Here is a 12,756-nt window from a genome sequence, read left to right on the forward strand (position 1 = left end):
TATAAACCTCTGTAAAAAATAAAAACGCCCTGAACAGTCAGGACGTTTTCTCGTTAAAATAAGGGGGAAAATATTATTTCTCCATAGCATATCTTCTCGCAACCTCTTCCCAATTAATTACATTGAAAAAAGCCTCGATATAATCAGGTCTTCTGTTTTGATAATTCAGGTAATAAGCATGTTCCCAAACATCCATTCCTAAAATTGGAGTACCTCCGCAACCTACGTCCGGCATTAAAGGATTGTCCTGGTTAGGAGTACCGCAAACCTCCAATTTACCGCCTTTGTGAACACAAAGCCAGGCCCATCCTGAACCGAATTGTGTAGCTCCCGCCTTTGAGAATTTAGCCTTAAACTCTTCAAAAGTTCCAAAATCTTTTTCAATGGCATCCAAAAGGTCACCCTTTGGAAGTCCGCCGCCGTTTGGAGACATTACCTTCCAGAATAAATTGTGGTTGTAGTAGCCGCCGCCATTATTTCTGACAGCCGCATTCTTTTTGTCAAGATTGATAAGGATATTCTCAATAGTCAAACCATCTAGGTCAGTGCCTTGAATAGCCGCGTTCAGGTTAGTTGTGTAAGCATTATGGTGCTTTGTATGGTGGATTTCCATTGTTCTAGCATCGATATGCGGTTCCAGTGCATCATAAGCATACGGTAATTTTGGTAATTCAAAAGCCATAATATATATTTTTATTCAGATTAATAAATATTTTATTCAAATTTAAACATTTAACTTTGGAATAAGAAATACTATTTTGTTATAATTACATTAGGGAAAATGATAATATCCTAGAAAACACAGGGAATCAGGTAAAAAACTGTATTTTTCAAAAGGAAATCATGTAATTTAATAACAAAAAGATACAAAACAGTGGAAAACCAAATATCAAAACAAACAGATTTGTTTATTCTATAAATGCAAAAAACCGCATTCACATTATATGACGCTTCAGCCGGTTCCGGAAAAACTTTTACGCTGGTAAAAGAATACCTGAAAATACTCCTGACATCACCCAAAAATGATGCTTACAGGAATATCCTTGCCATTACCTTTACCAATAAAGCCGTAGGCGAGATGAAAAGCAGGATTGTTTCCAGCCTTTCAGAATTTGCCAAAGACGAACCCGGTCCAAAAGCGGTGGAGCTCATGGAGGTCATACAGCAGGAAACCGCGTTGAATGCAATTGATATTAAAATAAAAGCCAGGCAGATTATCAAAAACATCATCCATAATTATGCCTCGTTTGATATTTCCACAATAGATAAGTTTACCCATAAGGTTATTCGCGCCTTTGCACACGACCTGGGTCTGCCTATCACTTTTGACGTTTCGTTAGAAACCGATAATCTTTTGACGGAAGCCGTAGATGCTATCATCGCACAAGCAGGAGAAGACGAGACGCTCACCAGGCTTCTGGTCGATTTTACGATGGAAAAAACCGATGATGACAAAAGCTGGGACGTGACAAGAGAAATTCTTGACACCGGAAAGCTGCTGCTCAATGAAAATAACCGGAATGAAATTGTCCATTTTCAGGACAAGACAATTTCAGAATTCGTAGAAATAAAAAAGAAAATCCAACAGGTAGTTACAGACCTTGATGCAGAATGTGCCGTTTTGGCACAAGAAGCCATTGCTGTAATAACGGCAGCGGGAGTAGATGAAAAATCCTTTTCAGGAGGCTATTTTCCCAAACACCTGCAAAGCATCAAAGAAGGCAGGTTCAATGCAAAAAATAAAACCTATCACCAAGCCGAAGACATTAAAATAAATAAGACGGCAAAAGACAAGGAAATTATTGAAGGCATCATTCCCGAACTGCTTTCCCTTTTAAAACGGGTTTATAAAAATCAGGAAAAAATGGCCTTTTATATGGCTTTCCTGAAAAATATCACACCGTTGTCATTGCTCAATACAGTAAGCCAGGAATTGTCAAAAATCCAGAAAGAGCAGAACATCCTGTCGATTTCGGAGTTTAATGCCATTATCTACAAAGAAATACAGAATCAGCCGGCGCCTTTTATCTATGAAAGGCTGGGTGAAAAATACAAGCACTTTTTTATTGATGAATTTCAGGATACTTCCGAAATGCAATGGCAGAATCTTATTCCGCTAATTGACAATGCGCTTTCCAGTGAAGATTTGCAGGGAGAAAGAGGCTCGCTAATGATTGTAGGTGATCCAAAACAATCTATTTACCGTTGGCGCGGCGGTAAGGCGGAACAGTTTATCGAATTGAGCAAGGAACATAATCCGTTTAACAATCCGGATAAGAAAATTGAACATCTGGACAGGAATTTCAGAAGTTATTCGGAAATCATTCAGTTCAATAACGGATTTTTCAGGATGATATCGGAACAGTTTACCAATCCGGACTATAAAAATCTTTATGAAAACCATAGCCATCAGGAACATAACTCTAAAATTGGCGGTTATATCAATATTTCCTTTCTACCTAAAATTGAAAAAACGGAAGGTGACGACGAAGAAACTCCAGACAAAACCAGACAGTATGTACAGGCGACACTGGTTGCCATCAAAAAATCGCTTGCACAAGGATTTGAGTACAAAGACATAGCTATACTGACAAGAAGGCGCGACCAGGGAATAGCAGTTGCCGGATATCTGACGGAGCAGGGAATACCTATTCTTTCTTCTGAAACCCTGATGATTGAAAACGCTACCGAAGTCATCTTCATACTGAATGTGCTCCGCTATCTGAACAACAGCAGCAATCTTGAAGCAAAAGCCTATTTGCTACAATATATAGGAGAATATGTACAGAAACAATTGCCGGTTCATGACTTTATTTTCCAGGGTATGGAAAACAGAAATGAAAAAGAGTTCGAAAATTGGCTGATGTCGTTTGATATTTCGCTATCGTTTCAGGAGCTTAGAAGAAAGTCGTTGTATGAAGCCGTAGAAAGCATCATATCAAAGTTTATAAATCTGAAACAGAACAATGCCTACATTCAGTATTTTCTCGATTTGGTTTTGGAAAGAGATATCAAAAACCAGGCAGGCATTACAGATTTTCTTTCCTATTGGGAGAAAAATGGCCATAAATTCAGTATTCCGTCTCCTGAAGGAAAAAATGCAGTTCGCATCCTGACCATCCACAAATCCAAAGGATTGGAGTTTCCGGTAGTAATTTTTCCGTTTGCGGAAGAAGATTATTCCAGACGGCCTAAAGACAAATTATGGCTGGACAGTGAAGATAATATTTCTGAATTGCCAAGGGTGTTGATTGATAACAGTAGCGCCGTTGAAGGTTTTGGAGAAGAAGCGTCTTTAGTCTACCAGCAAAAAAAACAGGAAGATTTGCTTGACAATGTCAACGTACTCTATGTGGCGCTGACCCGTGCCGAAGAACAGCTTTATATTATTTCAAGCATGAACCTTTCTGCAAAAGGAGAATTGCCTAAAAATAACATGGCGCTTTTTTTTATAAATTATCTCGAAAAATTTGTCGGTTTCGACATCCAAAAGCATGAATATGAAATTGGAAGCCCGGAAAGAATATCCCATAAAAGTCCAATCGGGGAAGAGGCCCGAAAGATTCCTTTTGTCAGGGAAGTACTGGACCCCAAAAACATAAAGATTGCCCAGCGTGAATCCTTAATGTGGGGAACACATCAGCAAAAAGCTATTGAATATGGGAATATTGTCCATGAAATACTTTCCTATATCGGAACCGCTTCCGATGTCGGGCTGGCACTCACCAAAGCAATAGAAAACGGACTGATAGTGGAAAGCCAGCAAGACGAAGTGGCCAAAACCATTTCCCTGATACTGGGCCATCCGGAACTTATGGATTATTTTGCAGAAGGCAATAATGTCATGAATGAGCAAACTATTATCCGGAAAGAAGGAACACCTATCAAGCCGGACAGAATGGTTATGGCGCAAGATAATAAAGTATACCTGCTAGATTATAAAACCGGTTCTCACAACCAGAAATACCTGCAGCAGTTGGAAGCCTACGAACAGGCAATAGAAAAAATGGGATATCAGGTTGCCAAAAAAGCATTAGTGTATATTGGAGAAGAAGTAAATGTAGTAAATTTGTAAAATCAGGAAAAGCCATATATCGAACGATACCTGGCATCGAAAAATAAAAACCAAATACAGAAAATATGTACGGAAAAATCCAGCAATATCTGCAAGAAGAATTGCAAACCATAGAAGACAATGGGATTTTCAAAAAAGAAAGAATAATTACTTCGCCTCAAGGAGCAGAAATCACAATTTCGACAGGAGAAAAAGTATTGAACTTCTGCGCCAATAACTATCTCGGACTATCGTCGCATCCGGAAGTGGTTCAGGCAGCCAAAGATGCTTTGGATACACACGGTTTCGGAATGTCGTCCGTTCGCTTTATCTGCGGAACACAGGACATCCACAAAACTTTGGAAAAAAAGATAGCCGATTTCTACGGAACCGAAGATACTATCTTATATGCCGCAGCGTTTGACGCTAACGGAGGTGTTTTCGAACCTTTATTCGGTGAAAACGATGCAATTATATCCGATTCTTTAAACCATGCCTCCATTATAGACGGTGTCCGTTTGTGTAAGGCCGCGCGTTACCGTTATGAAAACAGTAACATGGAAGACCTGGAGCAGCAGCTAATCAAAGCAAATGAAGCCGGCCATCGTTTTAAGATTATCGTTACTGACGGTGTTTTCTCTATGGACGGATTAGTGGCGCCATTAGACAAGATTTGTGACCTGGCAGATAAATATGATGCTTTGGTAATGGTAGACGAATGCCATGCTGCAGGATTTATAGGAGCCACAGGAAAAGGAACCCTGGAAGCCAAAGGTGTGATGGGGAGAGTGGACATCGTTACGGGAACACTCGGAAAAGCTTTGGGTGGTGCTATGGGCGGTTACACAACAGCCAAAAAAGAAATCATTGAACTGTTGCGCCAACGTTCAAGACCTTATTTGTTTTCAAATTCTTTGGCGCCTTCAATCGTAGGTGCGTCAATCAAGGTTTTTGAACTTTTAGAAAAAGATACTACTTTGAGAGATAAGCTGGAATGGAACACCAATTACTTTAAAAAAGGAATGAAAGAAGCCGGTTTTGATATCATAGATGGAGATTCTGCCATTGTTCCTGTAATGCTTTATGATGCCAAATTATCACAAAATATGGCCAATGAATTGTTAAAAGAAGGAATTTATGTAATAGGATTTTTCTTTCCGGTTGTGCCAAGAGACAAAGCGAGGATTCGTGTACAACTTTCCGCAGCGCATACAAAAGAACACTTAGATGCTGCTATTCAGGCATTTACGACTGTAGGAAAAAGGTTAAATGTAATATAAAATGAGTTTTAACTAAATTTGAGTTAATTTTTTAACATAAATCTTTGTAATTACCTTTTAACATATTACTTTTGTCTTAATTAACGTATTGTAATCTAATAAAATTAAGTATGAAACATCTAAACAAAATTTTTGCTGCTATGTTGTTAGCTGTAGGCTTAAATGCCAATGCACAGGATAGCGACAATCCATGGGCTATTTCCTTTGGAGCTAATGCTGTAGATACAAGATTTAGTGCAGCTCAGAAATTTGAAGATCAGTTTTCGAATTTTTTCAATGCAAAAGACAACTGGAACATTTTGCCTTCAGTTTCTTATTTGAATGTATCTAGATACATAGGTTCTGGATTCTCTTTCGGAGTAACAGGATCTGTGAACAGAATTGATAAATTTGTGAATAAAGTTCCTGGAACTTACACTACTTTTGAAACTACTAATCCTGGTGATTTGATGTATTACGCAGTTGATGGTGTTATTAAGTACAGCTTCATGGACTTGATCAACTCTAAAGTTATTGATCCTTTCGCTCACGTTGGAGGTGGTTACACTTTCTTTGGTGATGCTAGCTACGGAACAGTAAACGGAGGTTTAGGTTTGACTTTATGGTTTACAGAAACTGTAGGTTTGACACTTCAATCTACTTACAAGCACTCATTTGATGAGAACTTGAGACGTCCAAACGGAGACGTTCCAACTCACATCCAGCACTTTGCAGGTCTTACTTTCAAATTTGGAGGTAAAGATACTGACGGTGACGGAATCTATGACAAAGATGATGCTTGTCCAGACCAGGCTGGTCTAAAACAATTCCAAGGATGTCCTGATACTGACGGTGACGGTATTCCTGATAAAGATGACGCTTGTCCAGAAGTTGCTGGTTTAGCAGCTTTCCAAGGATGTCCTGATACTGACGGTGACGGTATTCCTGATAAAGATGATGCTTGTCCAAACGAAGCAGGTACTAAAGCTATGAACGGATGTCCAGACAGAGACGGTGACGGTGTTGCTGACAATGTTGACAAATGTCCAGATGTTAAAGGACCAAAAGAAAATGGTGGATGCCCATGGCCAGATAGAGATGGTGACGGTGTATTCGATAAAGATGACAGATGTCCAGATGTGAAAGGTACAGTTGCTAACCACGGTTGTCCAGAAATCACTGAAGAGCAGGTTAACAAATTGAATGCTTACGCTAAAACTATCTTGTTCAACAGCGGTAAGTCTACATTCAAACCAGAAACTATGCCAGTATTGGAAGCTATCAACGCTATCCTTAAAGAATACCCAACTTCAAGATTCTCTATTGAAGGACACACTGACAGCGACGGTTCTAACGCGTTAAACCAAACGCTTTCTGAAAACAGAGCTGCAGCAGTTAAAAACTACTTGATTGAAAACGGAATCGAATCTTCTAGATTGAGATCTACAGGTTTCGGTGAAACTAAACCAATCGATACTAACAAAACTGCTAAAGGTAAAGCTAACAACAGAAGAGTTGAAGTAAAATTGATCAAAGATTAATTTTAACCTAAATAGTTTTAAAAACGCCTCGATTTATCGGGGCGTTTTTTTATTTTTATCCTATGGCAGAAACTACGTTTTTAGATAAAATCGCTTCTATAATAGTGGATGGGAGTACTAACACCTTGTCGGATCTGGTGGTCGTATTGCCAAACAAAAGAGCGAAGGTTTTTCTTATTGAAGCATTAAGAAATAAGACCGAAAACACCATTTTTGCTCCTAAAATTATCAGTATTGAAGACTTCATTCAGGATATAGCCGGAATCCGTTCCATTGACAGTATTGAACTCATATTTGAATTCTATGAGGTGTATCTGAGTATTACCAGTAAAGAAAAACAGCAGCCTTTTGAATTGTTTGCCAACTGGGCCAAAACCCTGTTACAGGATTTTAATGAAATAGACAGGTATCTTTTAGAACCCAACCATGTGCTTTCCTATCTCAAGGACATCGAAGACATCAAACATTGGTCTGTAGATGCAGAGAAAAGAACTCCAATGATTGATAATTACCTTCAGTTTTGGAGTCTGCTTCCCAAATATTATGAAGAATTATACAGCCATCTCTTAAATAAAGGAATTGGCTATCAGGGGTTGATTTACAGAGAATCTGTCAAGAACCTCAATCATTTTACAAATGCCATTGGCAGGAAAGAATTTCTTTTTGCCGGATTCAATGCCCTGAATGCTTCCGAAGAAAAAATCGTACAGCATTTATTGGCAACCGAAAAAGCCAGAATTTTTTGGGATGCCGACGAAACCTTCCTGAACGACCCATTCCATGATGCCGGACTATTTTTAAGACGTTTCAAAGAAAACTGGAAACATTACAAAAGCCATCCCTTTGAATGGATTGTAGATGATTTTAAGCAGCATAAAAACATACAGATAATAGGCACGCCCAAAACTATTGGCCAGGCAAAAATTGCAGGGAAAATCGTTGAAGAACATGCCGGAAAAGAAATCACACTAAATAAAACAGCAGTTGTTCTGGGAGAAGAAAATCTGCTGGTGCCGTTGCTCTATTCCTTACCGTCTTCTGTAACTGCGATGAACATAACAATGGGATATTCCGGAAAGAATAATCCTGCTCAAATCTTAATAGCAAAACTATTTAAGCTGCATTCCAATGCACTTTCCAGAAATCCGAACAGTTATGTTTTTTATTATAAAGATGTTTTGGATGTACTCACGCACCCGTTAATCGAGCCTTATTCAAAAACATCCGATCTGGTCAATACCATCAATCAGAATAATTATACCTTTATTACCTATAACAAGCTTTTTGAGCTGAATCAGAGCCAAAGCGATTTGTTTTTATTGCTATTCCGAAAATGGGACAAGGGTTCAATGCCGGTTTTGGAAACGATTTCCGGTCTCTTACTTCAGATAAAATCCAATTTGAGTAATGATGATGAAGGAGAAAAAATAACAAAGGCATTCGTATATTCCATTTTTAAGGTAATTAATAAGCTGATGAATTATTATTCAAAACACAGGCATATTGACACCATAGAAACCCTTTTTGCAGTTTATAAGCAAATTATTGACCTGGCCGAAGTTTCTTTTGAAGGTGAGCCGCTTAACGGATTACAGGTTATGGGTGTGCTCGAAAGCCGTGTCCTGGATTTTGAAACGGTTATCGTCACTTCAATGAACGAAGGAAAATTTCCTGCGGGAAAGTCCCAAAATTCATTTATACCTTATGATGTCAAACGGGAATTGGGATTGCCAACGTTTAAAGAAAAAGACGCTATCTATACCTATCACTTTTATCATTTGCTGCAAAGGGCAAAAAACATCTATCTGCTTTATAATACAGAAAGTGAAGGATTGGATGGTGGAGAAAAGAGCCGGTTCATTACTCAGTTGGAGGTCGAAAAACAGAAAAACCATAACATAACGCATGAAATTTATAACGCTGCTTTGCCTGATGTGGCCTATCGCCCCATAGTGATACCGAAATCGGAAAGCGTAATGCAGCGCCTTAAAGAAATTGCGGAAAAAGGCTTTTCACCATCGGCTTTGACAAGCTATATCCGAAACCCGATACAGTTCTATACGCAAAAGATTCTTCGCATTAGTGAAGTAGAAGAAGTTGAAGAGAATATCGCCTTAAATACATTGGGAACCATCATACACGAAACATTGCGTGTTTTGTATGAACCTTATATCGGCCAATTTTTATCGGCAGAGGACATCAAAAATTGCATAAAGAAGATTGATGAGGAAGTGCTCAGGCAGTTTAAGATTGTCTATAAAGAAGGAGAAATCAAGAAAGGGCGAAACCTGCTGGCTTTTGAAGTAGCCAAAAGAAATGTTTTCAATTTTCTAAAACTGGAATTGCAGGAAATCGAAAATGGAGATGCGGTAAAAATAATCGCCCTCGAGAAAACCTATGAAAGACTTTTAGAGCATCCCAAATTGCCCTATCCTGTATTGATTAAAGGTAATGTAGACAGGATAGAACAGCGAAACGGAAAAATCAGAATTATTGACTACAAAACAGGTAAGGTTGAAGGCAAGGAAGTAGCTTTGAAACAATGGGATAAGTTGACAGACGAAATAAAAAATGACAAGATTATTCAGGTGCTGGCCTATGCCTTTATGTATGAGCCCAATAGCGAAGGACAGGAAATAGAAGTCGGGATTATTTCGTTTAAAAATCTGAAATCGGGCTTTCTGCCCTTTCAGTTTAAAATTGACAAAACCGAAATCTCAGTCGTTAATGAAGAAATATCTGGCAACTATATTGAACAGCTGGTTCTGCTTTTAAATGAAATTCTGGATAAGGATATACCTTTTAGGGAGAAACTTTAAATGCTCTTAAAGAAATCCGGCAATTCTTTTTTGAGTTGTTCGCGGTTTTCAATAGGGCTCATGTGTCCGTCAGGGAAAGAAAGCAATTTTGCCGAAGTATTTTCTATCTGGTCAATGTTCTCATCATAATTCAAGACCGGGTCGCTTTTGCCAAGAACCAATAAAATAGGATAGGGAGCGAAATGCAATATAACTTCACGGTCCTTTCTGATTTTCATGCCTTCAAGAGATGCTACTATTCCTTGCAAAGGTGTTTTTAGGGCTTCTTCCTTTACATTTTCAATTTCATCAGCCAGCCTTTCACGGTTATTTTCGCTGAACAGATTGGCTATAGAAAGGCGGACAAAATTAGTATAATTCTGTTTTACGGCTTTGATAGCGCGATCACGATTTGCTTTGCGCTCATCGCTGTCAGCTCTGGATGTTGAATTGAGTAAAACAATTCCTTTGACGGCGTCAGGATACAATTCGGCAAAAGCCAGAGCGACATAACCGCCCATGGAATGCCCTACAAAAGCAGCTTTTCGGATTTTTAATTCAGACAATACGGCATGTACGGCATCGGCATTGTCTTCCATAGAATGCACATAACCCATTGGTTCAGTCGCTCCATGACCTAATAAATCAATACAGATAATCCGGTATTTCTTAGAAAATTCAGGAATAAAATGTGTCCACATGCTACTGTTTTCCAGAAAACCATGAAGCAATACAATAGCAGTTCCCTTTCCGGAATCAGTATAAGAAATAGTCGTGTTTTTGTAGATTATCTGTTTCAAAGCGCTTAGTTTGTTTTGCAAAGGTAAATTCCTTTTTTTGAAAATTATATTTTTTTGCCGCAGATTAAAGGATTAACACAGATTCAAGAATCATCAAAATCTCTTAATCTGTGGCGAAAAAAAAGCGGCCCGCAATCAGCAAGCCGCCCTTTAGAATTTTAAGTCTAAAGTCTAAAGTCCAAGGTATCAAGTCTCAAGTCTCAAGTCTCAAGTCCAAAGTATCAAGTCTTAAATCATAAATCTACAATCATAAATCACAAATCTGCAATCTAAAATCTACTGATTCATCAAACTTTCAATTTCTTCAATTTCAATAGGAATATTTCGCATCAGGTTAAACGGTTCCCCGCTTTGCTGTACAACAACATTATCTTCCAGTCTGATACCGAATCCTTCAGCAGGAATATAAATTCCAGGCTCTACGGTAAACACCATATTGGCTTGCATCGGCTCGTGAAGTAAACCGTAATCGTGCGTGTCCAATCCCATGTGGTGAGAAGTTCCGTGCATGAAATATTTTTTATAGGCCGGCCAATCAGGATTTTCATTTTGTACATCGGCTTTATCAATTAGTCCTAATCCTAATAATTCGGAAGTCATCAATTTACCAACCTCTACATGATATTGTTTCCAAAGCGTTCCCGGAACAAGCATTTTCGTAGCCTCATTTTTTACTCTCAACACGGCATTATAAACAGCTTTCTGTCTTTCAGTATAACGGCCTGAAACAGGAATCGTTCTGGACAGGTCACTGGAATAATTGGCATATTCAGCAGCCACATCCAGCAAGATTAAATCGCCTGCCTTACACTGCTGGTTATTTTCGATATAATGCAATACGTTTGCGTTATTTCCGGAAGCAATAATTGGCGTATAGGCAAATCCTTTGGAACGGTTTCGGATAAACTCATGAATCAGTTCGGCTTCAATTTCATATTCCGTTACATTAGGTTTTACAAAAGACAATAATCTTCTGAATCCTTTTTCCGTGATGTTGCAGGCTTGCTGAATCAGGTCAATTTCTTCACTTTCTTTAACAGAACGCAGGCGTTGCAGTATCGGATTTGATTTTTCTACCTTATGGGCAGGATAATTTTCTTTCCACCATTTTACAAAACGGGCTTCACGGGTTTCGGTTTCAATCGTTGCGCGATAGTGTTCATTGGTGTTGATGTATATCGTGTCGGCATAAGCCATAATTTCTTTTAGGGTCTTATGGAAATCCTGCAGCCAGATTACGGTTTTGATTCCGGAAACCTCAAAAGCTCTTTCTTTGGTTAGTTTTTCGCCTTCCCAAATAGCAATATGTTCATTTGTTTCTTTCAGGAAAAGAATTTCCTTTAAGTGTTCGTATGGTGCATCCGGAAAAAGAAGCAGTATGCTTTCTTCCTGGTCAATGCCGCTTAAATAAAAAATATCTCTATGTTGGGCAAAAGGCAGCGTGCTGTCTGCAGAAACAGGATAAATGTCATTGGAATTAAAAACGGCAACACTGTTTGGTTTCATATGAGCCGTAAACTTTTGTCGGTTTTTGATAAAAAGCTGACGGTCTATCTGATGGTATTTCATAAATAAAAACTTTTGAAAATTGTATTCCCAAAAGTAGCGAAAGATATTTTTTGGCAAGTAGCCAAATGGCGTTATTTTATATTTTTTCGAATACGGCTCATGTGTCGGGAAGAAATCCCGAGAAAAGAAGCCAGGTAATGCAAAGGAACCTCCTGAAGCAGTTTGGGTTCTGTTGAAAGTAGTTTTCTGTAGCGTTCTTCCGGGGATAAGGTTAGGAGGTCAATACGGTAATCATCGATAAGGCAGAGCTGTTTTTCAATCAGATTGTAATAAAACTGGTGAAAAGCCTCGTTGTTTTCAATCAGGTTTTTAAAAGTAGGCAGGTCTACAATCCACAAACCGCAATCTGAAATTGCCTTGATGCTTTTTCGGGACGGTTTTCCAAATAAAAAGCTGTTTAAGGAGCTGGTGACAGAATTGCGCAATGCCAGATAGGTTGTTTTTTCTTCACCATCAACCATAATAGCATGTTGCAGAATGCCGCTTTCGATATAGCAGAAATGTTGGCAAATTTCACCTTCTTTTACAAAAAAGTCGTTTTTCTTTAAAGGCAGATAGGTAAAGGCGTTTTTTGATTTTTCAAGCAACTCCGGAAATGAATCATCATCAGTATTGGAAAATACCGTGAGATAGTCTAAAAAAATAGAAGGAGCTGTTTTCATAAAAGCAAAATTACCTAAAAATAGTGAAGTCTGGTAAACCGGTATTCTGCATTTTATAATAAAAAAAGGCAAT

The 12,756-nt window shown here is 38.6% G+C and carries 8 protein-coding genes; 4 read left to right on the forward strand and 4 right to left on the reverse strand.

Annotation, left to right across the window (positions count from 1 at the left end; all coding sequences use genetic code 11):
• Positions 1–73 precede the first annotated feature (73 nt).
• Positions 74–682, reverse strand: a complete 609-nt coding sequence (locus tag ASG38_RS04575; protein ID WP_056067599.1) for a superoxide dismutase — start codon at positions 680–682, stop codon at positions 74–76.
• Between the two features lie 237 nt (positions 683–919).
• Here ASG38_RS04575 and ASG38_RS04580 point away from each other — a divergent pair, with 237 nt between their 5' ends.
• From ASG38_RS04580 to ASG38_RS04595, 4 genes are all read left to right on the forward strand, one after another.
• Positions 920–4,075: an exodeoxyribonuclease V subunit beta gene (locus ASG38_RS04580; protein WP_056067601.1), complete on the forward strand. Its 3,156-nt coding sequence runs from the start codon at positions 920–922 to the stop codon at positions 4,073–4,075.
• Positions 4,076–4,140: 65 nt separating this feature from the next.
• Positions 4,141–5,334: a glycine C-acetyltransferase gene (kbl, locus tag ASG38_RS04585; protein ID WP_056067603.1), complete on the forward strand. Its 1,194-nt coding sequence runs from the start codon at positions 4,141–4,143 to the stop codon at positions 5,332–5,334.
• Positions 5,335–5,444: 110 nt separating this feature from the next.
• On the forward strand, positions 5,445–6,854 hold the full coding sequence (locus ASG38_RS04590; protein WP_056067606.1) for an OmpA family protein: 1,410 nt from the start codon (positions 5,445–5,447) through the stop codon (positions 6,852–6,854).
• Between the two features lie 62 nt (positions 6,855–6,916).
• Positions 6,917–9,673, forward strand: a complete 2,757-nt coding sequence (locus ASG38_RS04595; protein WP_056067607.1) for a PD-(D/E)XK nuclease family protein — start codon at positions 6,917–6,919, stop codon at positions 9,671–9,673.
• Here ASG38_RS04595 and ASG38_RS04600 read toward each other — a convergent pair.
• The 3 genes from ASG38_RS04600 to ASG38_RS04610 all read right to left on the reverse strand — a co-directional run bounded on the left by ASG38_RS04600 (position 9,670) and on the right by ASG38_RS04610 (position 12,683).
• Positions 9,670–10,452 (reverse strand): alpha/beta fold hydrolase, encoded by a 783-nt coding sequence (locus ASG38_RS04600; RefSeq protein ID WP_056067609.1) that lies wholly within the window; start codon positions 10,450–10,452, stop codon positions 9,670–9,672. The genes ASG38_RS04595 and ASG38_RS04600 overlap by 4 nt on opposite strands.
• Before the next feature lie 276 nt (positions 10,453–10,728).
• A complete protein-coding gene (locus tag ASG38_RS04605; protein WP_056067612.1) occupies positions 10,729–12,021 on the reverse strand; it encodes an aminopeptidase P family protein in 1,293 nt (430 codons plus the stop codon).
• A gap of 71 nt (positions 12,022–12,092) precedes the next feature.
• Entirely contained in the window at positions 12,093–12,683 is a 591-nt protein-coding gene (locus ASG38_RS04610; RefSeq protein ID WP_056068439.1) for a Crp/Fnr family transcriptional regulator, read from the reverse strand.
• Between the last annotated feature and the right edge of the window lie 73 nt (positions 12,684–12,756).

Source organism: Flavobacterium sp. Leaf359 (assembly GCF_001423985.1).
Classification (GTDB): Bacteria; Bacteroidota; Bacteroidia; order Flavobacteriales; family Flavobacteriaceae; genus Flavobacterium; species Flavobacterium lindanitolerans.

Bases quoted from the DNA above. Each gene is read 5' to 3' on its own strand.
- ASG38_RS04575 (WP_056067599.1), bottom strand. From the start codon at position 682: ATGGCTTTTGAATTACCAAAATTACCGTATGCTTATGATGCACTGGAA.
- ASG38_RS04580 (WP_056067601.1), top strand. From the start codon at position 920: ATGCAAAAAACCGCATTCACATTATATGACGCTTCAGCCGGTTCCGGA.
- kbl (WP_056067603.1), top strand. From the start codon at position 4,141: ATGTACGGAAAAATCCAGCAATATCTGCAAGAAGAATTGCAAACCATA.
- ASG38_RS04590 (WP_056067606.1), top strand. From the start codon at position 5,445: ATGAAACATCTAAACAAAATTTTTGCTGCTATGTTGTTAGCTGTAGGC.
- ASG38_RS04595 (WP_056067607.1), top strand. From the start codon at position 6,917: ATGGCAGAAACTACGTTTTTAGATAAAATCGCTTCTATAATAGTGGAT.
- ASG38_RS04605 (WP_056067612.1), bottom strand. From the start codon at position 12,021: ATGAAATACCATCAGATAGACCGTCAGCTTTTTATCAAAAACCGACAA.
- ASG38_RS04610 (WP_056068439.1), bottom strand. From the start codon at position 12,683: ATGAAAACAGCTCCTTCTATTTTTTTAGACTATCTCACGGTATTTTCC.